The sequence below is a fragment of the Oceanobacillus caeni genome, assembly GCF_019037185.1.
In the GTDB taxonomy this organism is placed as follows: domain Bacteria; phylum Bacillota; class Bacilli; order Bacillales; family Amphibacillaceae; genus Oceanobacillus; species Oceanobacillus caeni.
On the sequence record NZ_JAHHXM010000004.1, the window covers coordinates 142754 to 165980 of the forward strand.

Here is a 23227-nt window from a genome sequence, read left to right on the forward strand (position 1 = left end):
CACCTCCTAGCACCTATATTGTATCATATTTTTAAAGTATAATATTCTTCGGTTATCATCAATACACTCTTTATTATTGACTAAAATTGGGCAAATCGAATTGGGATTGTATAATGAAACCCAAGAAATAGATCGGAGTGTTTTAAATGATAAAGCGTAAAAGTTATGACAAAGAATTTAAATTATATGCTGTAAAATTTGTAGAAAAAAAGGTCAAAAAATTTCAGAAACGGCTAGAGAGTTAGACTTAGCTGAGCGGACTTTACACAACTGGGGGAAAAAGTATCGTTATGAATCTGACACAGGCCTTGTTGGTAGTGGTAATCTCAAGCCAGAAGGCAAAGAAAGTGAACTTCAAAAAAGATTACGTGACTTGAAAAGGAAAATGCTATTTTCCAAAGGTTTATAAACAATTACAATAATTACCACGACTCATTTTGGTGAACACTACCACATGAAGTTATAGTACACAAATAAAGTGTTTTTATTTTAACATATGAGTTCCATGTTCAGGGATTTAGTGTCACTCTTAATATGTTTATGCAACCATATGAACGGGACTGTAAATAAATGTCTAAGGCACTATACATGACTAGCAAACCACTACACTTTTATTTTGCCAATCTAAATACCCCTCCATACATTCCAACGTCCGCTCCATCTGCTTTTTCAATACATAAGGAGATACATCTAAATGAAGTCTTTCACCACTTTTAAAAAGAATGGTTGAAGAAGGATGATTGGTGAGGCTTTTTTCAATCCGAAGAACATGATAATAGGAGATCCAGCAGCAGTCAAAATGGTTGGTTGCATGCGTGGGGAAGAAGTAAAGGTTTAGGTGTGGATTAATCGGTATGGGGACTTTTCGTTTGAGTCCAGTGTTGTGTTGGACAGCTTCCCTTACACCTTCATATGTAGCAAATCTTTCTAAACAAGCTTGTTTAATCAGTTCGAGCGGCTTTTGCTTTACGTAAATATCTCTATCTGGTTCTTTCACGATGGTATCGTAATCTTTATGATTTGAGGGTAATAGGGCCATGGTGTTTGAATGAATGGAATAATGATTTAAGATATCTTTCATAGAGGATGGCTCCTTTTGATTAATAGTTGTGGAATGGAGAAGGAAGATGCCTTCTCCATTTAACTTTTAGAGGAATAATGCGAATATTTTTCAGTACTGTTTCGATTTTTATATTTTATTTGTTACTCACACCCAATTCCGTCTCCATCTCTGTCTAAATGCGGCCCGTACCCGGGATCTCCTCGATGAACAGGTGCTGCTCCTGCTTCTCTTGCGGCTGTGCAATTTTTATAGTAAACATTCGAACTGGTATTGCCAGAGCTGGAAGCGGAACTTTTAGTAGAGTTGTTACTAGTAGATTGACTTGTAGTCTGGGTACTTGCCTCTACACTTGCTACTTTACTATTAGCCGATTTAAGTTCTGTTTCGAGATTTGCTACTTTGTTATTTAAGTCTGTATTTGTTTGAGTTAGTTTATCTACTTTTTCATCTAAATTTGTATTTGTTTCTGTTAGTTTTGCTACTTTGTTATCCAAATCTGCGTTTTTATTATTTAGTTCGTCTACTTTTTCTTCTAATGTATTCTTTTCATCCTCCAGGGATTTCTTTTTCTCTTCCAAGGATTCTATCTTTTTCTCGAATTCAATCCCTTTAGTTTCCAACTCTTCTTTCTCATTTTCATAATCTGTTACTTTACTTTTTAGTTCCTTATTTTCCAGTTTAAGAGTGTCATTTTCGTCGGATAGGGATTGATTCTGTTTTTCTAATTCGTTTATTTGGGCTAGTTCGTCTGTATCAGCGAAGGCTGCCCCAACTATAAATAGACTAAATCCACCAAGAAGTGCGGTATAAAATACTTTTTTAGATAATACCCTTTGTTTATCTTTTATTTTTTTAATAAAGTGAACAATTATGTAAAGAATAGAAAAAATAATAGCTAGAAATCCTAATAGTGCAATGAAGATCATTTAAATTCTCCTTTTTATAAAATAGTTAACGGCGTCTTTAAAAGACAATTGTAGGGAAATGTATTTTGGTTTGGATTAATTTAGGGAACACGATTGTGAGAGGATCAACAGCTTTCCTTGCTTCGTAGGGAGGGGGATAAAATACTTAATAGTGGGTTCAATTTGGGTTGTAAAGGGAGAAGGGGGCACCAAAATTAGGAGCAGTTTATTTATCCGGGAAATCTTCAATTATTTCATCGATTAACTCGTCAATGCTAATATCTAACTTTTCTCGTAATCTAATAGCTGTTATAAAATTGGGAAAAGCATTACCACGTTCTAATTCACCTAACTGTTTCGGATCTATTCCAATTATTTCAGCAAATTCTTCTTGAGTTTTCAGCATCGACTTTCTTTTTTTATAAATGGCATCACCAACAATGTAAGCCCTGTATTTATACCTTCTATTATCTTTCAATGATATTCCCCTTAGTTTTTAAAGTTATTATCCGTTGAATGAAAGCGCGTGGACACCGTGTATACACCCTATTTCTTGCATTAGGGAAACAGATTTTATAAAGGGAAACTGTGGATGGATATAATTTTAATAAAGTGTCATTTTGGCCTTACAAATAAAAAGCAGATCTTACTTTAACTAGGGAAAGCAAGATCTGCTAGATTTTAAAACAAATGTTTGATCTATAAATTATGTCATTTTTCTTCGGTAAAGCATGTATGGACTCAATCATTTGGCTGAGTTTCCCTTCGACACAGTGTAATAGGTACAAAATAAATAACAATTAGAAAGTAAAAGAGCATTATACTACTTAAGATAATAATCAAATTGTTTGGAATTTATAGAGAAAGCGGTTTCAATTATTTATTAATCGATTATACTTATTATTAAGAATTTAAGATTGGTCATTATCTTTTGGAGGAATTAAAATGAGTGATAAAAAAATCAGGATTGTGTTAATTGATAATCAGAACTTGTTTCGTCAAGCTCTTAAAAGGATTTTAGATCATGAATTGAATTTTGAAGTTGTTGCAGAAGGTAATAATGTTGACGAAGCTAAAAAGTTAATACAAGAGAAAAATCCAGATATTGTATTAACGGAAATTAATATCGCAGAGATAGAATCAATTTTTGAAGAGTGTTCTTCAAATACGAGGGTTATCATTTTGTCTGATCATGATGACGAGTGCTTTGTTACACAAGCATTAAAATTGGGTGCGCAAGGTTACCTCCTCAAAGAGATGGATATAGAATCATTAATTGAAGCTATAAAAATAGTGAGTGATGGTAGTTCATATTTACATCCAAAGGTAACACATAATATTGTCAAAGAGTACCGGAGATTAGCAAGAGATAATGCTTCAAGTCACTTAAATAAAGTAGATTACCATAAACAACCACTACATCTGTTAACAAAGCGGGAATGCCATGTACTACAGTTACTAGCTAATGGAAAAAGTAATAGAGAGCTATCAGAAGAATTAGGCATAAGTCAAGCAACAGTGAAAAACCATGTTGGTAGTATTTTACAAAAAATGAATTGTAACGATCGTACGCAAGCTGTTGTTACTGCTATTCGGAGTGGTTGGGTGGAGATAAATTAATTGGTTAGTAGTTAAGAAGCTGTAAGAATTGATGTTGGACATGTATTCATTTTATAATGTAAAAACAAATGAGGTTGTATTATCTTGAGATATAGAAAAAAGTCGTTATGATTTTACTGAAGGGGAATTAGATACGATTGAAGAGCAATAAATCCAAGATCAAATTGATTTAATTTTAAAGAGTAATGGCAATTATGAAATTGAATCATGTATAAGTAGGCTCTATTTTTATAATCATAACTATCCAAGGCACGACAAAATAAAAAGGTATGAGTTCTATTAAACAAGGAAACTCATACCATACTTTATATCTTTTATTAACTTTCTATTTTTTCAATAAGTACACTTGGAATTGTAATATTTCCTCCCATTGTGGATTCGTAGGTCAGTAATCCGGCTGACAATCCCATTATCGTTATTTGATCATCTTCTAAAACCCTAGATTTCACAAGACTTGAGTCGTATTCACCATATAATATAGTATCGTAATTATCACCAACAGCCAGACGTATTTGAGTGGTAGTATCGCCTTCCATGACTTGAATTACTTTACCACTGAATTTGACTTTTTCTCCTTTAAAGTCATCAGGAGTTCTAGCTAATTGATTATATGTAATACCTGTCTCATATCCTTTTTTGGCTTCTTCCTCGGCTTTTTTCTTAGCTTCTGCTTCTTTTTTAGCTTCTTCTTCGGCCTTTTTCTTAGCTTCTGCTTCTTCTTTAGATTTTTCTTCTGCAATTTTTCTTTGCTGATCTTTCTCTGACATTTCAAACCATGGTTTAGCCTTATCTACCTTTTCTTCCAATTCAGTAATTTGGGAATCCTTTTCTTTAATAACCTTTTTACTCGCATTAATCGTAGATTTTAAATCTTTGATTTCTTCATTTTTAGTAGCGAGCTCTTCCTCTCTTTGCTTGGCTGTGATCGTACTACTGAAAGTGAAGATTAATATAAATATAATGATAATAATAGCTACCCATAATTTTTTATTCTTAATATTCATTGTTTACTCTCCTCATTTAGTTTTAAGCCCATACTATTATACTATACTTTTTCATTTTTATAGGTATTTTTTCACTATTGTTGTGTTTTCGTCGTCTTTCGAACGGAGACTTTTCGAGGATTATTGTATTTCAACTAGATAATAATCTATTCGAGTTAGACCTATAGATTTGAACTGGCAAAAGAATTAGTCATTAGTCAAGCAACAGTGAAAAACCACGTTGGTAGTATTTTACAAAAAATGAATTGTAACGATCATACGCGAGCTGTTGTTACTGCTATTCGCAATGGTTGGGTGGAGATAAATTAAGTGGCTAATGGATTAGTCCATTACTTAAGTGTAGCGTTTAGAAGATGTAAGAATTGATGAGTTAATGCATTGATTCTTGCAGCTCTGTTTTCAAGCATTTATAAACTATTCCTATGTTATGACTAATTTTATAAAACAAAGAAATCTACCAATCATCATAAATTAATGGTAGATTTTTTCTCTATGCTATGCTTATTTTCTAGATTTAGCCCTATGGACCACCCATTCAAAGTGATTATCGATTTCCTTCATATCATCGAAATCCAACACATGCCAATTTTCTACTTGTAAAAAGGACGGATTTTTTAATCCCTTTTCCGTAAGTGAATCTATCAAATCTTGTACTTTTGTATGTTCCGATTTGCTGCTTTTAATTTTGTCAAACTCTTTACCACGGATTAGGTAATCTAAAGAGACATCATAGATATCCGCTAGTTTTATGATTGTTTCCAGTGATGGTCTTCTATCTCCTCTTTCATAAGAACCATAAACATTGGCTGTGAATCAAAGTTTTAAACTCACATCTACTTTTGTATAGCCATATTTCTCGCGCAAATTTTCTAGGCGTAGCCCAAAATTATTCATCGTCAACACCTCGCAATTCAGTAAAAATTTAACACAAAATGAAGTGTATGTGTCAAGAGTTTTTCGCGGTGTGACATAAACAGGTGATTTATCTATTATTTTTAGTTACACACAAACGACCGTACAGGTAGATTTCAAACAAACGTTTGATCAATTTCTTGATATCAATTTTTACAAAATTGGACAGAAATGTGGACCGGTTATTGCCTGGGGTGTGGTCCAAAGAAAGAACCACAGTACGAACCGAAGTGCGGACACATTATATAAACAAAAAGAAACAAAACGAAATAGAATCTAATACTAATGGGGATGGCTTGGCTGGAAATTTAATCAAGCTGTCCTTTTTTACGTTTTCGACAAAAATAGACAAAAACAATATAAAAAATATGAAAAAACTAGCTAACTTACAAAACCTCTTGCAGAAACGTCATTTCTGCAGAAAAACAGGGGAGAATCTTGTAGAAACATGTCGGAGTTTGTCAGAAATGCGAAGTTAGCAACCTTTACAGTTTTCATCGGTCTGATTATGCTAGATGCGGATATCACATTTTGCCACACTGAAAAAAAGGAGGTTTTGTACTTGAAGAAAAACGACGACTTGTTTGAAGATATTTTCAAACAAAATGAGAAACGTATTTATTATCACATGCACAAGCTTGGCATTCGAGATCCGTATGGGGATTTTTATTCGGAAGGGATGTATGCCATGTGGACAGCCTACCAGAAATATGAGCCCAATAAAGGCCCCCTCGCCACTTACTTCAACTACACCATTCGCAATCGCCTCATCGATCTTATCCGGAAGAAAACCAATGATGAAGATAACGAACAAAACTATGTGGAAAAGGAAATTTTAACTGCCTATGACGGAAATAAATATGGCGATTCGAAAATGCCAATCCTGGACACAAGTGGAATGGATATGGAAGATGGCGATTCCTGGGAGCGCGTATTTTCTCTGCTTACCGAAAAACAGCGGAAATGGGTGTATTTTTATATCATTCGGGATATGTCACTGAAGGAAATTGCAGAACAGGAACATGTATCTGTGGAAGCTGTGAAAGACTGGGGGAAGCAAGCGAGGAAGAAATTGCGAGCTTATTTTAAAGACAGGGATGGGATTTAAATTAGGTAGACGTGCTATTCGTTTAGCATAAAAAACCTTCCCTGGGACTTGGATTCACTGAAAAGCCTGGGGGAAGGTGAATTTTACGTGAAAGTAAAATCTTGGAGATGAAAGGAAAGGGAGAGAAGGATGAATTACATAAGGGAAATGAATGCTTTTTATGATTCGCTGGAATATAACCCACTATCTAGTTCAGCAGTTGCTTTATGGCATGCGTTGATGCATATGAATAACAAGACGAGGTGGAAGAGCGAATTTCGTGTAGCTGGAATGGTTTTAAGGATCAAATCTGGTTTGAATGAATCTAGTTTTAAGAGAGCGAGAACGGAGCTAAAGGAAAAAGGATACATTGCTTATGAACCTAAAAGGGGCAATCAAGCACCAGTTTATCGAATGATTAGTTTGATAGAGAATCGTGAAGACGCGCAACAGATGGATTCGGTTGGGTATGAAGTAGATGAGAATTCAACTGAGACGGAACTACCTGGGGAAAGGGAAGCACGGAAAGGGATGGCAGAAGAAACGGTAACGAAACAGGAGGCTGGGGAAGGAGAAGTATTTCGTTTCTATCAAGAAAACTTTGGAGTCATGGGCCCATTCGTCATCGAGTCTATGAGTGATTGGGTGGACGATGTAGGAGAAGCATTAGTGATGGAAGCGATGAAACGGGCATTGGAGCAAAATAGGACAAGTTGGGGTTATGTGAAAAGTATCTTGCAGGCATGGAAAAAGAAAGGGATTCGAAGTGTGGATGCAGTGCGAGCAGAAGATGTGGAATTTCGAAATAGGAAACAGTGGAGGCAGTATCATTATTTTACCAGTGGGAATCGTGAAGAGGTGATTCCGGATTGGTTTAAGGAACAGAGGGAAAAGCGTGAGAATAAAAGGATGGAAGTTGATCCGGAAGAAGCGGAAGTGACAAGGTTGAAGATTAGGAGGTTGAAGGAGGAGTTGGGGTATGGGTAGAGTGTAAGGGGGCGCGTCCAATGTGTTAAATCTTATCGAGAGCGGGAATTCGTTAATCGAAGGCGGGAATCCGTTACTCGTGCGTATTTCCAAAGTCGCCTTCATAGGGGAGACACAACTGGACGATTACCCCACCCTCAAATATGCTTCAAAAAATCTCAAGTTTGCCGATGCTAGCAATTTTTCCGCAATCTTTATAAAAGGACGATGAATGAGCCTCGGCTAACAGGGAGAGGACCAGTAAGGAAAACTACATCTTGGCCCCCTGCTAAGATGAGCTAAATGGATCGGTGAATCTCCGCCGCCGGTTCATATTTATTTTGCTTTGCTAAAATGAATTAATTCAGGAATCGTCACGAACTCTATTCCTTCTTGCTGTATACGTGGAATAATGTCATGTAAAGAATGGACAGTGCCTGATAAATCCATTGTCCAATCACCACCGTCATGCATCAGTACAATGGATCCGGGTTCCGTATTTGCTAAGACAATATCAGAAATAACAGTCGTACCCAATTGTCTCCAATCCAAAGAATCGACGTTCCAGAGAATGACAGAATACCCCATCTGCCTCATTAATTCGACAATCTCTCGGTTTAAAGCACCATAAGGGGCACGAAATAATCGTGGACGGTATTCTATAATCTGTGCAAGTACTTCCTCTGTTGAAGTCACTTCCCAATGAACTCTTTCTAAACTTCCTTCTGTCAGATTAGGATGCCAATACGTATGATTACCAATGACGTGCCCTTCTGCATGCATTCTTCTCACGATATCGGAATGTTCAACTGCTCTAGCCCCCATCAGGAAAAAGGTAGCTTTGATTTTGTATTTATTAAGGACATTCAGCACTTGGGGGGTAAAGCGTATATGTGGACCATCATCAAAAGTTAAAGCTACTTTATTTTCGTTAAGGGATCCTCTTAAAACAACGGTGTTGGGATATTCCCTCTGTAAAATCGAATTCGCCACTAAATGAGGCTTTCTGCTTGTCATTTCCGCTCCTCCTACTGGTTGACTTTGCCCCATTTGCCTATCCCATTTACTCCGATACCATGAATTAAAATGATTCGTGTGCATATGAACCTCCATGTTTAAAAACTTGCCCATTTATCTTTACTATATGGTAAGTGTGTTTAAGGGGTTACGAAGGGGTAGAGGTGCAAATGTGTTGGATACCATGATGGAGTCCTTAATCAATATGTCAGTCCGCAATGCTTTAAGGCACTAGAGTATGTTGTATATGACAATGTGATAAGGTGCACGAAGAGGAATTATGCGTGAGACTAGTGCGTATTTCTTCGGAAAAAAATACTAGAAAACAAGGAAATCGCCCGACGCCGTAGGAAGCAAAAAGGTAGTCTCAGAGAAATAAACAACTTAGAAAAAATGTTTTATATTTATAAATTATAGAATAGATTGTCGATATTCCCCGGGAAATGAAATATTTCCTTGTAATCTTTCAGGGAATAATGGTGAATATGGGAGATTTTGTTCTTTTTCGCATTTTTTGATATAAATTTGTTTACGGGATCAAGTCTCCTATGTTTGATTCTTCTACCTCGACTACCGCTAATAAAACCTTATAAAAAAAGGCCAACCAGTAATTTCTGGCTAACCTTTTAAAACAAACGTTTGATCATTCTTGAATAAGAGATTTTAACAACTTACACGAGAATTTTAACGTTAATCATCAAATATTCCATTTAAAATTAATTATCCTTTGAACCTAACTTCTCATTAATCTCTTGTATTGTTTCATGCATTTTAAAGAATAAAATTAATAATTCACAATAAACCCTTGTAAAGATTGGTCCTAATATGATAGTTAATATACCCATAAATATTTGGTAACCGCCACCGAAGTAAGAATCAAAACCAGCTATAATTTGAAGAAGTCCTAGAATGATAGAGAAGCCTACTCCAACCCAAAAAAGCACTTTAATGATTGTTGGTGTAATCATCTTATTAAAACTAATAAATTTGTTCAATTCTTTCACCTCCTCTTTTCGTAGTTCATACATAATGAAATAAAATTCCTTCCATTAAAAACACTACATACTATTCCTATTTAATTATAAGAAGTATTAGAACTAACGATTCTTTAATTTCTTATATTTGCAAGACGTAATTTTAGCATAAATGTTTAAACTTAACAATGAAGTGTCTTCACGGACACGCTGTTAGGGGGTCAGCATATTGGGGCGAGGGTGAGGTGCCTAAGGAGGAATAATTATCAAACTTCCTAAAGAGGAAGTGAGCTTATCTCTTCGCTTTCCTTTTAGTAAAACTATGGATTATACCTGAGAATATTGTTGAAATTATAGCAACTACATAAAGCAAGGTGGCGGCTTCACTCCCTCACGGTGAAAGGGAGTGAAGCCGACGACGGCATATGTGGCATTTAGTTTGATAGCACAATTTATCTTGGTGCAAATAGCGTTACTTACAATAATCGTGACTATTGTTGTCTATCTAAACAAAAAGAACTAGCCACCCTGCCAGCCAAGAAAGGTGAGCTATTTCTGCAAAAAACTTTACTAGGTCAGCCGCTCTGTACGCGGCATGTATGTTGCTTAGGATGAGTGTTGATGCGTTCATCCTTTATTTTATTTTAATTCTATTTATATATTTCAATTATTAATGCAATGATTTTCAATAATTTGGCTTAATCCTTAATGCGTATCTTACTTTTAACGTTACTTATCAGATATTCCATTTAAAATTAATTATCCTACGAACTAAACCTAAATGCCTCTTTTCGTGTCTAAGAAATTATAAAATTTAGAGAATCACAAGGATCACAGGGAAAGGTTCCTTTGGTCTTACAATCTAAACAAATCTTTGTAATATATTTGTCATATTTATTCTATTAATCTATGTTAAAATGAATAACATCTGGAAGAATATGGAGGGAGATTTAAGATGAAAAAGTTAGTAACTGCGATAACCGCAGGAATGCTTATCGCTAGTGTAACAGTAACTAACGTTTCAGCAGCAGAAGTTAAAGTACAAAAAGGTGATACGCTATGGGACATTTCAAGAGAACATAACACTACAGTAAAGAAATTAATGGATATAAATAAGTTGACGTCAACTATTATCTATCCGAATCAACTATTATTCATAAACGAACAATATACAGTACAAAAAGGGGACACATTATCTAGGATCGCTTATCAATTTGATGTAACGGTCAAAGATATAAAATCCCTGAACAATCTCACATCAGATCTTATATTTATTGGTCAAGTGCTTGAAATTCCAACTACATCTACCACGGATGATGCTGTCTCGAAGGAAACAGTTACAGCGCCAGCAAAAGAAGTTGCGACTGAAAGCATATCAACAGAACCAGTTCAGGAAGTTGAGGCTCAAGAACCAGAAGAAGTTGAGGCACCGGCACCAGTAACAGAACCAGAAGAAGAAGTTGAGGCACCGGAACCAGCAACAGAACCAGAAGAAGAAGTTGAGGCACCGGAACCAGCAACAGAGCCAGAAGAAGAAGTTGAGGCACCGGAACCAGCACCAGAACCGGAAGAAGAAGTTGAGGCACCGGAACCAGCAACAGAACCGGAAGAAGAAGTTGAGGCACCGGAACCAGCACCAGAACCAGAAGAAGAAGTTGAGGCACCGGAACCAGCACCAGAACCAGAAGAAGAAGTTGAGGCTCAAGAACCAGCACCAGAACCAGAAGAAGTTGAGGCTTCAGAACCAGTTAGCCAAGAGGCATCTCAAGCAGATAAAAAAGTAGTTGTAGAAGCGGATGAAAAAGCAGAATCTGCTAAATCAGAAGGTAATTCCGAAGACGATGCAGAACTTAATGTAATTCAAGCAACTGCTACTGCATATACGGCTAATTGTGATGGTTGCTCAGGTATCACGTCTACTGGTGTAGATTTGAATGCAAATCCAAATGCGAAAGTAATAGCTGTGGATCCATCTGTTATTCCATTAGGATCTAAAGTATATGTCGATGGCTATGGTTATGCAGTTGCTGCCGATACTGGTGGAAGCATTAAAGGGAATAAAATTGATGTTCATGTTCCAACAAAGGCCGAAGCATATAAATGGGGAAATAGAACAGTTAATGTTACCATTTTAAAATAATGAATACTAATTTGTAGTCAAAAAAGGGAACCATGGGGGACAGGCCCCTCATCTCACTAGACAAATTTCAACAACCAAAAATAAAAGGAAGTACTCCGTAAGTAATAAGCGAGTACTTCCTTTTAATGTTAAACGAACCTTTGGTATAAAATGGCTTTTCTGATTTTCACTAGGTAATTTAGTGCATCCTAGTGTATTAGTAAAGATGCGTGGTATTCTCCTTAATAAAGTGGGGGAGAAATTCGATGGTGTCACTTACTTTAATTGGGATTAGAACCTTTTTAAATCCTTATGATAAGGGATGAGGTTAATAGCGACTTACGAAGCACTGAGTTACGCAATTTAGCTTAGCGACGTGGATCGTAACTATTTTCGTCCATTTAAACAAAAAGAAATAGCCACCTCTGCCCTACCAAGGAAAGGTGACTATTTCATAGTCCTTTAAATTGGTTAGCCGCTATTTTGCGGCATGTATGTTGCACCGACTGGGCGTTAGTGCGTCCAGTCTCTTTTATTTTACGCTGTTTCTATATTCATTATAAATCAAAACTAAATGTTGTTGCAAACGAAACTTTAGGTTCTTCAAACTCAATTAAGTCATTTGTATCCTTTAATAATTCGCTAATTTTTGATATAATTGTATTCATGAAAAGGCCTCTTTCTAATGTATTTGCCGGGAAGCATACATTTATGATAGAGCGCCTTTTCTTTTTTTCTAGAATTTTGCTTCAAATCCCCGAGAACTATTTTACACATAGTTTAGGCCAAAGAGTCAGACTTCTTCCTTTTTATTTTGCTGTCAGATTCCCACTACGTTAATCTGGTAAAAAGCCCCAATCTTTGCAGCACATTTAACTTTTAGTAATCTAATGCAACCGTGGATCTTCCCTCCATGGGATGAGAAAGTAACCAACTAAAGAAAATTCATGTTTCCAATCCGAAGAATGAATAAATAAACCAAATCCTTCTGCAGTTTGTTCCGCTATATATGCAACTAAACTGCAAATGAATAGGAAAAGGTAACTGAGTAATTTATGTAACCTATTTAATACAAAAATAGTAATAAGGGAAACTAACGGTAGGATACCAAGCGTGAATAAAATATTAATGGTAAATATTTCTGAAAATGGACGGCTTGGAAAGGAATACAGACCTGCTCCTACCAGCAAAAGATCTAAATACGTTCCGATAAGTGAGGCGAAAATAATGGTAGATATATAGGCTTTAATTCTTTGATTTCTTTGGTAACAAGGCTTCTTTTGCGAGAATCGATAATTCGATTTTCTCCAGTGTTTTACAATATTCATGATAAATAGCTCCATTTCCTTTAGACATATCCTTCTTAAAATAATGAATGACTTTCCAATCCGAATACCAGTCCTCTTTCTCTGCTTCTTTCTGTTCCGTATTATTCCACGCATATTTTAATATGGGACTATATAACTTTGGGGCATTAGGCTTGATGCGACAGTCTTTTATTCTTCGCTGGTAAGAACCCCAGGGTACGTATTCATCGATATCGTTAAATACATGGGGCCAAAAATCTTTTCTCGAGCCTGTGTGGGGGTGCTGGATTGCCCACTTATAAATAGATAAATAGTTTTCTGTATCATAAAGTAATTGATACAAACGTTTTCCCAATAAAATCCGGTCATGTAATGAGGCGAATTGGTGAATGGTTTGACCAATTATTTTGATCTCCTTTCCATCGAGAGCAGGAAAGATAATTTGGTTTAAATCCAATAACTCCTGTAGTTTAAATTCTAGTGTTTGCAATACGGTAGATTGATAATAAGGATTCTGAATGACTCTTTTTTCTAAATAGCTTTGTTCATTGATGATAAGTGCGATGGTCAAAAGGTATCGATCTTTGTTTTGGTAGAAGTAATTCCAAATGACTCTCATGAAATAGGAGACATGAAACAATGGCAAAAGGTAAAAAAGACTAGTGTTCCTTTTGATACTTTCTCCATAAAGTAGTAATTGCGGATAAATGTCCTGAAAGATTAACCAATTACCTCGCTCTAAAAAACGGAAAAACTCTTCTTGCTCTTCCTGAGATAGAACCCTAGATAATAGACTTCCCTTTAAATCGGTCATGTTCCATCCACCGTTTCTAGAAACCATATGACCTAGAAATGCCCAGTGTATTTCAGGGTGCTTTTTATAAAAATCCAAGTAGGCATTCGTTCTTGTCACATTATTTACATTTCCTTTTTTCGTTTCGCTGTGAATGTATTCGATTAAATCATATTCCGTAGCATTTAATTGATTTTCATGAATGGTGGGCCTTGACTTCTTCGTTAATTCCTTTTTAATGGCTGTTAGTTCTGGTGAGATTTTTTGACTGGCCCATTTCTTTTTTAAACATTGCATGAGGGAGTATCACTCCTTTCCCAATTATTTTATGGATGTGTATGGGAATAAATGATGAAAAGATAAAAGTGTGTGTTCAAGGTTATTTGGAATTTTTACCGTGGAGATGGAATAAAATGATATAGCTGTTTTGGGGGTGTAATTGTGAAAAGCCAAATAACGGATGAAATCAATCGAATCGTCGAGGTATTGAGAAATGATCAATCCTCTGATGGGTCCTGGGATTATCCTTTTGAAACAGGGATTTCTACAGATGCCTATATGATTATTTTGCTGCGCACGTTAGAAATAAATGATGAAGGGCTTATTCAAGCTTTGGTCGAAAGAATCCTTAGCAGGCAGGAGAAAAATGGGTCCTGGAAACTTTTTTATGATGAGAAAAACGGAAATCTATCTGCTACCGTTGAAGCCTATTATGCACTTTTATATTCTGGTTACCGAGATAAGGAGGATAAAGAATTAGTAGCTGCAAGGAGGTGCATTTTAGCATGGGGCGGGATTGGGAAAAGTCATATGCTTACTAAAATCATGCTTGCTCTAACTGGTCAATATAAATGGCCAACGTTTTTTCCCATTCCAGTCGAATTTATCCTTTTGCCAGTATCTTTCCCGATTAACTTCTTTGATTTTTCCGTTTATGGAAGAACAAACATAGCTCCGATGTTAATCCTAGCCGATCAAAAATTCACGATGAAAACAAAAAGAAGCCCCGATCTTTCTCATTTGTTCCTTTCAAGGGGAGATGCAGAAAATGACGAATTCTTCCTCAATCGTTACGGGGAGTGGCGTTCTTTTTATTCCTTTATTCAACAAGGAATCAAACATATCATCGGGCTTCCTGCACACATTCATTCACTAGCCATCCAACAAACGAAAAAATATATCTTAGATCGGATTGAACCGGATGGGACCGTATATAATTATTTCAGTTCCACCTTTTTAATGATCTTTTCGTTATTAGCCCTCAGGCATCCTAAAAATGATCCCATTATCACAAAAGCAGTGGAGGGTTTAAAAGGCATGGCCTGTCAGATTGATGGTCATACGCATATGCAATACACCACGGCTAACGTCTGGAATACTTCCTTAATCAATGATGCCCTGCAACGTGCTGGTATTCCTTGGGATGATCCAATGATTCAACAAGCCAATAACTACTTACTTTCTCGACAACATTCCCGTTATGGAGACTGGGTAATTCATAATCCATCCGGTTTACCAGGTGGATGGGGATTTTCTGATCGGAACACCATGAACCCGGATATAGACGATACAACTGCTTCCTTACGATCTATTACTCATTTGTTGCGGAATGAGCCTATTTATCGCCAGGCTTGGGACAGAGGAATTAACTGGGTTTTTTCTATGCAGAATCAAGACGGTGGCTGGGCTGCTTTTGAAAAAAATGTGGATAAAGAGATTGTGAAGTTTATCCCGATTGAAGGGGCTAAATATTTATTAACGGATCCTTCTAGCGCAGATTTGACAGGAAGGACCCTGGAGTTTTACGGGAACTTCACCAACTTGTCCAAAAATCATATCGCCATAAAAAATGGAGTGAATTGGCTAATTCGCCATCAAGAAATGGATGGTTCCTGGTATGGAAGATGGGGAATTTGCTATATATATGGAACATGGGCTGCCATAACCGGAATGATTTCAACCGGTGTGAATCCAGGGCATGCTTCCGTTCGGCAATCACTAAAATGGTTAAAAAGCATTCAGAACCCGGATGGAGGGTGGGGGGAATCTTGTTATAGTGATATCAATCAAACTTATACCCCACTTGAAAGTAGCACATTAACACATACTGCCTGGGCATTGGATGCGCTCATTGCGGCATCCGACAATGTCACACCGGAGATAAAGAAGGGGGTAAAGTTTTTACTAGACAATTCTCATAAAAAGGATTGGACCTTATCCTATCCAAAAGGGCAAGGAATGGCAGGTGGGTTTTATATTCATTATCATAGTTACCGATATATTTTTCCTTTGTTGGCCTTGAGTCATTATCGGAGTAAGTTTTTAGGATGAAGGGGAGGGGGGCGTGATGCTACAGGGAGCATATCAAAACAAATGTTAGAAGAGGGTTATTATTTGCTTGCAGTAAGTAATAAAAAAGGTGCAATCTTATGTTTTTATAATCTTGCACCTTTTTTATTGGAAATAGATTAATTGTGACGACATTTTATTCATCATCCTCTTCATCCAAAAGACTGTCTATTTCTTCTTCGGATGGAAGTCCGTTTAGATCAATGTCAAAGTCTTATTAACACCATTAATCGCGCCAATTGGTTTTATTTACATATATTTTGCGAATGGCTTCCATAAGAAAGATATTTAAGTTTCTTGAAATGAGAGTTATGAGGATAGTGTATTAATGATATGCCCTCCACTAGGAATATTGTTTTTATGGAGGGCATATTTCTAAAACCTAATAAGAATTTCATCTACCCATAACTAGGATTTTAAGCATACAACTATTAGGCTCACCACTGGGGTACCAACATCCCCATCACCCTTCGAACATAATACCTTGGAAAGCAAGAACCAGTCATTATTCAAACAAATGTTTTATTTTTATCCGGCGACAGGATTAACAGCGGTTGTTATGAAGGAAAGACTTTCAGTATCGTATAAGGAATCTACTACCGTATAGATGCTATCGATGTAGTGATGAATAATAGGGAAAAAAGTAAGCGCTAGGATAAAGTTTCCAAGCGCTATTGATCCTTTTATAATTTTTCCAATCGTACCGTATTATAAACTTTGTTAACATCTTCTTGATTCACTTCTGGGTACCAATTTAAGCAATTCGCAGTAGAGTAAGCTATGGCAAGCTTTAAGGTTTCTTCATGGTTAAGATTGCTTTCAATACAATGCGTTAAAACTCCTAAAAAAAAGTCTCCGGAAGCTATTGGGTTTTTAGCTTTAATTTCATTTGCCTTTGCAAAAAGTAATTGATCCTCCATTTTGGCAATAACGCCTTTTGCCCCCAACGTCACAATAAAATACGGGATGTGGTCAATTTTTCTTAATAATTGAATATAATCCTCTTTCGTACTCAATGTTTCATTTGGAAATAAATCCATAATTTCCTCGTCATTAATCTTTATGACGTAAGGATTGGATTTGTATGTTTCTACAAGAGACCTACCACTTGTATCAACGAAAACTTTAACATTCTCTTTATCTATTTTCTGGGTAATTTGAACAATATAATCATCTGGCATTCCCTTCATTAAGGAACCAGAAAATACTAACGTATCATTGTCCTGGACTGTAGAGACGATTTGAGAACTGAAATCCTTTAAAATCTCATCGCTTAGTTGAAGACCCTTTTCGTAAATTGGATAGATAGTACTTTTTTCTGTATCAACAAGAATATTGCATAATCTCGTATTTTGTTTCACGGCCGTATCGATAATTTGATATTGCTTTTCCTTAGCTAATTGCTTTAAATATTCCCCATTATGCCCGCCGATTATGGTGTGAATAGCAACTTTAGCATTTGGGTTTTCTCGTTTAAGAGCATAGGCTACATTGAAACTCTTCCCACCAGGAAATTCTTTTACCTCATAGGGGCGATTAGGTATAGCGGAACTAAAATTCTTTATTAAGAGCGTTCGATCGATAGCTGGATTTGGACAAATTAAATGTATCATTAAAATCACTCCTTTTCCTCATAATACAAAATGCAAAAGAAAAAAACAATATAACTCATGAAATATGCAAACAAAAACAAAGTGAAGACGTTAATAAAACCAAGTTAGGAGAGATAATGCCAAATTTTTGACAAGGAATGCAAAAATATTTGCCAAAAAGTATTGCGTTTTCATGTTTTTTGAGTTAATATTAATTTAACGCTTACAAGAAAGGTTGTGGTAAGACGTTGAACTCAGAACAAAGGAAATCTCAAATCCTTGAGATCCTGAATAAAAATAAATCGGTAAAAATACTAGCGTTAAGCAAGAAACTTAAAGTTACAAGGGAAACTATACGTAAGGATTTATATGAATTAGAAGAAGAAGGCTTAATAAAAAAGGTACATGGTGGTGCTGTATTAGATACCCCGAACCAGGAATCAAATTATGAACGGCGGAAAACAAAAAATGAGTTTGCAAAACGTAAAATTGCAAAAGAGGCTGCGAAGTATGTAGAGAATGGTGACATTATTTATCTTGATTATGGTACAACAACCTACATGTTGGCCGAAGAACTATTGCATTTAAAAGATATTACCGTTGTAACCAATACGATACCAATAATTAATCTTCTTATTCATCGTGAATCTATTAATCTTGTGATTTTAGGCGGAGTGGTAAGGAAAAATGAAGGTTCTCTTTATGGGCCTTTTGCAACTAATAATATTGAAGATATTTTTGTAGATATTGGTTTTTTCGGTTGTGGTGGAATCGATACAATAAGCGGAGTTACCAATCATCATATTGGAGAAACAGAAATTTCAAAGCGTATGTTGAAACATTGTCAAAATAAAATAGTGGTTGCAGATAATAGTAAATTTGGAGCCACAGCATTTAATTCAGTCGCCAAGTTTTCTGATTTAGACATAATTATTACAGATAAAGTAATTGATGAAGGAATTCAATCAAATGTATTAAAAAATAATGTGAAACTTGTGATAGCGGATTCATAGAGGGGGACAGACAGTGATTGATTTAAAGTATATTAAAAAAGATATACAAGTGAACAGTAAAGAGGAATTGTTGGAAACCTTAGGTAATGAATTAATTCAAAATAATATTGTTAAAGAAGGTTTTGTGGAAGCGCTAAAAACAAGGGAAGGTGAATTCCCAACAGGGCTACCAGTAAATCCTGGCGTGGCAATTCCACATACAGATGGAAAGTTAGTAAATGAAGATCGACTCGTCTTTGCTACATTAAAAGAACCTGTTTCATTTAATGAAATGGGAGGGAGTGAGGAAGACTTAGTTGATGTTCGAGTCGTCATTATGTTAGCGATTGGCGATGGACAACAGCATTTAACAACATTACAGAAATTAATAGAATCCATTCAAAAAGAAGGATTCATTCAAGGTCTTATTGACAGTGAAAATATAGAACAAATGAAAGAAATTATTGAGCAAAATCTATAATTTTTGGGAGGAATTCAAAATGAAAAAGAATGTAATTGTAGCATGTGGTGGAGCAGTAGCAACTTCAACGGTAGCAGCGGAAAAAATTAGAGAATTACTTAAAAGAGAAGGAATCGATGCAGATGTTTCTCAATATAGAGTGAATGAATTGGAATCGAAAAAAGATAATGCTGATTTAATCGTAACAACAGCTAGAGTAACAAAAGACCTTGGAGTACCAGTTATTCATGGTGTTGCATTTATTTCAGGTATTGGTGTAGAGAAAACGGAACAACAAATTTTAGATGTTTTAAGGAAATAAGGTAAAAAATTTATCCCACCTAAATGGGCAGTAAGGCTTCCACCCCCAAGCTTTTTTGGGAAACAAAGAAGGTAGGAGATCAACTGCCTGTATAGGAAGATAAATAGGGGATGAAGGAATCCATCCCCACTGTTATCCAAATAAAGAAAAAAGCTGGCTATTTTAGTACTAAAATAGCCTAGCCACAATAAAAAAATATACTTACTACCATTATATACAAAAAGAAAAATTTCATCAAGAAATGAGGAGAACTACATGGCAGTCATACAATATATTGTTGATTTAGGTGCAAGTGTAATGTTGCCGATTGTCATATTCATTATTGGATTGTTATTAAGACAAGGGGTAGGTAAATCTCTACGTTCGGGTATAACGATAGGTATTGGTTTTATTGGTATTGGTTTAGTTGTAGATTTGTTAAATCAAAATTTAGGACCTGCAGCACAATCCATGGCGGATAATTTTAATTTAGGTCTATCTGTAGTTGACTTAGGTTGGCCTGGTACAGCCCCAATGGCTTGGGCATCTTCCATGGGACTAATTGCAATCCCGATTGCGATTGCGGTTAATATCATCATGATATTATTACGTATGACAAAAGTTGTAAACGTCGATATTTGGAACATTTGGCATATGGCATTTACTGGAGCGATTGTGTATGTTGCAACAGGAAATTTTGCTCTTGGTATTGTTGGTGTAATTGTACATGCGATTATCGCTTATAAACTTGGGGACATGTTTGGACAAGTTACAGATAAATACTTTGGATTAGAAGGAATTGCTATACCACATGGTACCTCATCATACATGGGTGTATTTGCAACTCCTATAAATGATTTATTAGATCGTATTCCTGGAATTAACAAAATTAATATTGACGGTGAAAAAATCGAACAAAAAATGGGACCATTTGGAGAACCAACAATTATTGGAGCCATCCTTGGTTTTATTATTGGTTTACTTGCCGGATATGAAGTTGGACAAGCATTACAATTAGCTATTCAAATGGCCGCAGTAATGGTATTAATGCCAATGGTTGTTAAACTAATCATGCAAGGTTTATTGCCAATATCAGATGCAGCCAAGAAAATGCTTGATAAACGCTTTAGTGGCAGTAACTTTAGAATTGGTTTAGACCCAGCGCTATTATTAGGTGACTCTCAAGTAATTTCAGCGAGTTTATTATTTGTTCCATTAACCATTGTAATTGCAGCACTTGTACCAGGTAACCAAGTATTACCTTTTGGTGACTTAGCTACAATTGGTTTCTTCGTGGCAATGGCTGTAGCTATCCATAAAGGTAACTTGTTTAGAACTTTAATTTCTGGGTCTGTTATCATGTTTGTTACCATTTGGATTTCTAACCAAATGATTAATGTACAAACGAAATTGGGTCAAAATGTCGGATTAGTAGATGCGGGAGATCGTGTATCTTCCCTAGACCAAGCTGGTAGTCCAATTACTTATTTATTAACAAAAGGACTATCTGTAGAAATGGGAATAGGCTTCTCCATAATCCTAGTAGTCTATGTATTTTGCTTCTGGTATACATTTAGAAAATATAAAAAGCAAACCCTTTATGTAGAAGACGATCAAGAATAAACAGTAGGAAGTGAAACAATTGAAGGCACTTAATGTAGTTGACGTAGAAAAATTTAACTTAGTCGAAGTCGATAAACCAGTGGCTGAAAAAGGAAAAGTAGTTATAAAAGTTGGCTACTGCGGAATTTGTGGATCAGATATTCCAAGGTACTTTAACGGAGGAGTTCATTCTTTCCCACAAATATTAGGACATGAGTTTTCTGGTATAGTAGACGAAGTTGGTGAAAATGTTACAAAACTAAAGGTTGGAGATAGGGTGGCTGTAGCACCTCTTGTACCATGTGGTGAATGTGAATTTTGCCAACAAGGTGAACCTGCTTTGTGTAAAAAATATAGCTTTATTGGTTCTAGAGAAGACGGTGCGATGGCAGAATATGTTGCTGCACCAGAAATCAACTGCTTTAAAATCCCTAATCAACTTTCTTTAAAAGAAGCAGCATTAGTAGAACCATTAACGGTTGCGATACATGGTGTTGATCGTGTAAATGTTCATGCGGGAGCAACTGTTTTAGTGCTTGGAGCAGGAACAATTGGTCTTCTAACATTACTGACATTACGTGCTAAGGGAGCAGGTAAAATTATCGTTGTTGATCTAAACGAGGAAAAACTTCAATTAGCAAAAGAGATTGGTGCAGATGTAATCATTAATCCACTTAAAGATTCAATGGATCAATATTTTGAAACTAATGAACAACCAGAAATCGTTTATGAAACAGCGGGTAGCAATATTACACAAGTCCAAGCTATTGAATATGTAGCGAAACGTGGAAAAGTTGTTTATATTGGTACGTGTAAAAAAGACATTACGTTTAAACCCGAAGTCTTTGAAAAAATTCTTCGTGGTGAATTAGAAATAAGAGGTTCTTGGATGTCTTACAGTAGTCCGTTCCCAGGATATGAATGGCAAGCAGCACTTCGATATATGGCAACAAAAGAAATCGATGTTACCCCACTAATTACTGGAGAATTCGAACTAGAAGATAAGGAAATTCCTTTCAATAAAATGATTGAAAAAGACTCACACCATGTTAAGTTACTTTATAAAATATCACCTGAAAATTAAGTTGGAGGTACCTTTATGATTACAATTAGTCAAAAAAAATATGAAGCATTAAAACGTTTATCAAATGAAGATGGAATTATTGGAGCTTTGGCAATTGACCAACGCGGTTCCTTGAAAAAAATGATTGCTTCTGAGGATGAAAATGCAATTGTTAATTTTAAAGAAGTTGTTTCTGAAGAATTAACTCCTTATTCTACATCTATTTTACTTGACCCTGAATATGGACTTCCTGCTTCAAGAAAACGAGATAAAGATGCTGGCTTACTTGTTGCCTATGAAAAAACTGGATATGATGCAACAGAACCAGGAAGATTGCCTGATTTATTGGAAGAATGGTCTGTGCAACGTTTGAAAGAACAAGGTGCTGATGCTGTTAAATTCTTATTATATTATGATGTTGATGAAGATGATAAAATTAATGAATTTAAGCATGTATATATGGAAAGAGTAGGTTCAGAATGCCTTGCTGAGGATATTCCATTCTTTTTGGAAATTGTAACTTATGATGCTAAAAATGACGATGTAAAAGGAAAAGACTATGCAAAGGTAAAACCGTCTAAAGTAATTAAAGCGATGAAGGAATTTTCGAAACCCCAATATCATGTCGACGTATTAAAGGTAGAAGTCCCTGTTAATATGAACTTTGTAGAAGGCTTTTCTAACGATGAAGTTGTTTATACACGTGAAGAAGCACTTCAATATTTTAAAGAACAAAGTGAGGCAACTGATGTTCCATTTATTTTCTTAAGTGCTGGAGTCTCTGCTAAATTGTTCCAAGAAACAATTGTATTTGCAAAAGAAGCGGGATCTACATTTAATGGTGTACTATGTGGACGTGCAACTTGGAAAAACGGTGTGAGTGTCTTTGCTGAAGAAGGCGAAGCGGTATGTAGAGATTGGATGAAATCAGAAGGTAGAAATAATATTGAAGAGCTTAATAAAGTATTATATGAATCAGCTAGCTCATGGAAAGATAAAGTAGCTGTTAAATAATGAGGTATTTATTTCTTTCAAGAACCACCCTTATGCTTCCTACGGCGGGGTGGTTTTCTTGTTATCTAATACGTTTTTTAAAAAGAC

Annotated in this window: 20 protein-coding genes and 3 pseudogenes; 13 read left to right on the forward strand and 10 right to left on the reverse strand. The window is 35.9% G+C overall.

Features of this window, described 5'->3' with window-relative positions; genetic code table 11:
* Nucleotides 1-146: 146 nt before the first annotated feature.
* Nucleotides 147-385 (forward strand): annotated as a pseudogene (locus KM885_RS18225) (transposase); the annotation flags it as partial.
* Nucleotides 386-592: 207 nt separating this feature from the next.
* Here KM885_RS18225 and KM885_RS04230 read toward each other — a convergent pair.
* The 3 genes from KM885_RS04230 to KM885_RS04240 form a co-directional block, all read right to left on the reverse strand.
* The gene (locus tag KM885_RS04230) at nucleotides 593-1081 is read right to left on the reverse strand and encodes a competence protein ComK (RefSeq protein WP_216883575.1); all 489 of its coding nucleotides are present in this window, start codon (nucleotides 1079-1081) and stop codon (nucleotides 593-595) included.
* Nucleotides 1082-1203: 122 nt separating this feature from the next.
* On the reverse strand, nucleotides 1204-1989 hold the full coding sequence (locus tag KM885_RS04235) for an excalibur calcium-binding domain-containing protein (RefSeq protein ID WP_216883576.1): 786 nt from the start codon (nucleotides 1987-1989) through the stop codon (nucleotides 1204-1206).
* Nucleotides 1990-2194: 205 nt separating this feature from the next.
* Nucleotides 2195-2446, reverse strand: a complete 252-nt coding sequence (locus KM885_RS04240; RefSeq protein ID WP_047184567.1) for a helix-turn-helix domain-containing protein — start codon at nucleotides 2444-2446, stop codon at nucleotides 2195-2197.
* Between the two features lie 467 nt (nucleotides 2447-2913).
* Here KM885_RS04240 and KM885_RS04245 point away from each other — a divergent pair, with 467 nt between their 5' ends.
* Nucleotides 2914-3588 carry a LuxR C-terminal-related transcriptional regulator gene (locus KM885_RS04245; RefSeq protein ID WP_216883577.1) on the forward strand — a complete coding sequence of 225 codons (675 nt, stop codon included), beginning with the start codon at nucleotides 2914-2916 and terminating at the stop codon, nucleotides 3586-3588.
* Nucleotides 3589-3905: 317 nt separating this feature from the next.
* Here the strand turns inward: KM885_RS04245 and KM885_RS04250 are convergent, their stop codons facing one another.
* A complete protein-coding gene (locus KM885_RS04250) occupies nucleotides 3906-4592 on the reverse strand; it encodes a toxin regulator (RefSeq protein ID WP_216883578.1) in 687 nt (228 codons plus the stop codon).
* Between the two features lie 174 nt (nucleotides 4593-4766).
* On the opposite strand from KM885_RS04250, the pseudogene KM885_RS04255 reads away from it, so the two are divergent.
* A pseudogene (locus KM885_RS04255) lies at nucleotides 4767-4901 on the forward strand (LuxR C-terminal-related transcriptional regulator); the annotation flags it as partial.
* A gap of 192 nt (nucleotides 4902-5093) precedes the next feature.
* Here the strand turns inward: KM885_RS04255 and KM885_RS18230 are convergent.
* Nucleotides 5094-5384: pseudogene (locus KM885_RS18230) on the reverse strand (helix-turn-helix domain-containing protein); the annotation flags it as partial.
* Nucleotides 5385-6066: 682 nt separating this feature from the next.
* Here KM885_RS18230 and KM885_RS04265 point away from each other — a divergent pair.
* Both KM885_RS04265 and KM885_RS04270 read left to right on the forward strand, forming a co-directional pair.
* Nucleotides 6067-6612, forward strand: a complete 546-nt coding sequence (locus tag KM885_RS04265) for a sigma-70 family RNA polymerase sigma factor (RefSeq protein WP_047184572.1) — start codon at nucleotides 6067-6069, stop codon at nucleotides 6610-6612.
* Between the two features lie 129 nt (nucleotides 6613-6741).
* A complete protein-coding gene (locus KM885_RS04270; protein ID WP_216883579.1) occupies nucleotides 6742-7578 on the forward strand; it encodes a DnaD domain-containing protein in 837 nt (278 codons plus the stop codon).
* 315 nt (nucleotides 7579-7893) lie between these two features.
* On the opposite strand, the gene KM885_RS04275 is transcribed toward KM885_RS04270, so the two are convergent.
* Both KM885_RS04275 and KM885_RS04280 read right to left on the reverse strand, forming a co-directional pair.
* Entirely contained in the window at nucleotides 7894-8658 is a 765-nt protein-coding gene (locus tag KM885_RS04275) for a polysaccharide deacetylase family protein (protein ID WP_216883580.1), read from the reverse strand.
* A gap of 632 nt (nucleotides 8659-9290) precedes the next feature.
* The gene (locus KM885_RS04280) at nucleotides 9291-9569 is read right to left on the reverse strand and encodes a DUF4282 domain-containing protein (protein ID WP_052771672.1); all 279 of its coding nucleotides are present in this window, start codon (nucleotides 9567-9569) and stop codon (nucleotides 9291-9293) included.
* 934 nt (nucleotides 9570-10503) lie between these two features.
* Between KM885_RS04280 and KM885_RS18060 the strand changes: the two genes are divergently transcribed.
* On the forward strand, nucleotides 10504-11688 hold the full coding sequence (locus tag KM885_RS18060; protein WP_216883581.1) for a LysM peptidoglycan-binding domain-containing protein: 1185 nt from the start codon (nucleotides 10504-10506) through the stop codon (nucleotides 11686-11688).
* An 866-nt stretch (nucleotides 11689-12554) separates the two neighbouring features.
* Here the strand turns inward: KM885_RS18060 and KM885_RS04290 are convergent.
* Nucleotides 12555-12995, reverse strand: a complete 441-nt coding sequence (locus tag KM885_RS04290; RefSeq protein ID WP_216883582.1) for a CBO0543 family protein — start codon at nucleotides 12993-12995, stop codon at nucleotides 12555-12557.
* Nucleotides 12913-14064 carry a DUF2515 domain-containing protein gene (locus KM885_RS04295; RefSeq protein WP_216883583.1) on the reverse strand — a complete coding sequence of 384 codons (1152 nt, stop codon included), beginning with the start codon at nucleotides 14062-14064 and terminating at the stop codon, nucleotides 12913-12915. Before KM885_RS04295 ends, KM885_RS04290 begins: the two co-directional genes overlap by 83 nt.
* Nucleotides 14065-14208: 144 nt before the next feature.
* Between KM885_RS04295 and shc the strand changes: the two genes are divergently transcribed.
* Nucleotides 14209-16098: a squalene--hopene cyclase gene (shc, locus tag KM885_RS04300; protein WP_216883584.1), complete on the forward strand. Its 1890-nt coding sequence runs from the start codon at nucleotides 14209-14211 to the stop codon at nucleotides 16096-16098.
* Nucleotides 16099-16799: 701 nt separating this feature from the next.
* Here the strand turns inward: shc and KM885_RS04305 are convergent.
* Complete coding sequence (locus KM885_RS04305) at nucleotides 16800-17729, reverse strand: 1-phosphofructokinase family hexose kinase (RefSeq protein WP_216883585.1); 930 nt, start codon at nucleotides 17727-17729, stop codon at nucleotides 16800-16802.
* 227 nt (nucleotides 17730-17956) lie between these two features.
* Here KM885_RS04305 and KM885_RS04310 point away from each other — a divergent pair, with 227 nt between their 5' ends.
* The 6 genes from KM885_RS04310 to lacD all read left to right on the forward strand — a co-directional run bounded on the left by KM885_RS04310 (nucleotide 17957) and on the right by lacD (nucleotide 23140).
* Nucleotides 17957-18721 (forward strand): DeoR/GlpR family DNA-binding transcription regulator, encoded by a 765-nt coding sequence (locus KM885_RS04310; RefSeq protein WP_204797767.1) that lies wholly within the window; start codon nucleotides 17957-17959, stop codon nucleotides 18719-18721.
* Between the two features lie 13 nt (nucleotides 18722-18734).
* Nucleotides 18735-19181, forward strand: coding sequence for a PTS sugar transporter subunit IIA (locus KM885_RS04315; protein WP_216883586.1), 447 nt, complete (start codon nucleotides 18735-18737; stop codon nucleotides 19179-19181).
* A gap of 19 nt (nucleotides 19182-19200) precedes the next feature.
* Nucleotides 19201-19482 (forward strand): PTS galactitol transporter subunit IIB, encoded by a 282-nt coding sequence (gene gatB / locus KM885_RS04320; RefSeq protein WP_204797765.1) that lies wholly within the window; start codon nucleotides 19201-19203, stop codon nucleotides 19480-19482.
* 255 nt (nucleotides 19483-19737) lie between these two features.
* Nucleotides 19738-21084, forward strand: coding sequence for a PTS galactitol transporter subunit IIC (locus KM885_RS04325; RefSeq protein ID WP_216883587.1), 1347 nt, complete (start codon nucleotides 19738-19740; stop codon nucleotides 21082-21084).
* A gap of 19 nt (nucleotides 21085-21103) precedes the next feature.
* Complete coding sequence (locus tag KM885_RS04330) at nucleotides 21104-22147, forward strand: galactitol-1-phosphate 5-dehydrogenase (RefSeq protein ID WP_216883588.1); 1044 nt, start codon at nucleotides 21104-21106, stop codon at nucleotides 22145-22147.
* A 15-nt stretch (nucleotides 22148-22162) separates the two neighbouring features.
* Nucleotides 22163-23140, forward strand: a complete 978-nt coding sequence (gene lacD / locus KM885_RS04335) for a tagatose-bisphosphate aldolase (protein WP_216883589.1) — start codon at nucleotides 22163-22165, stop codon at nucleotides 23138-23140.
* The last annotated feature ends 87 nt before the right edge of the window (nucleotides 23141-23227 follow it).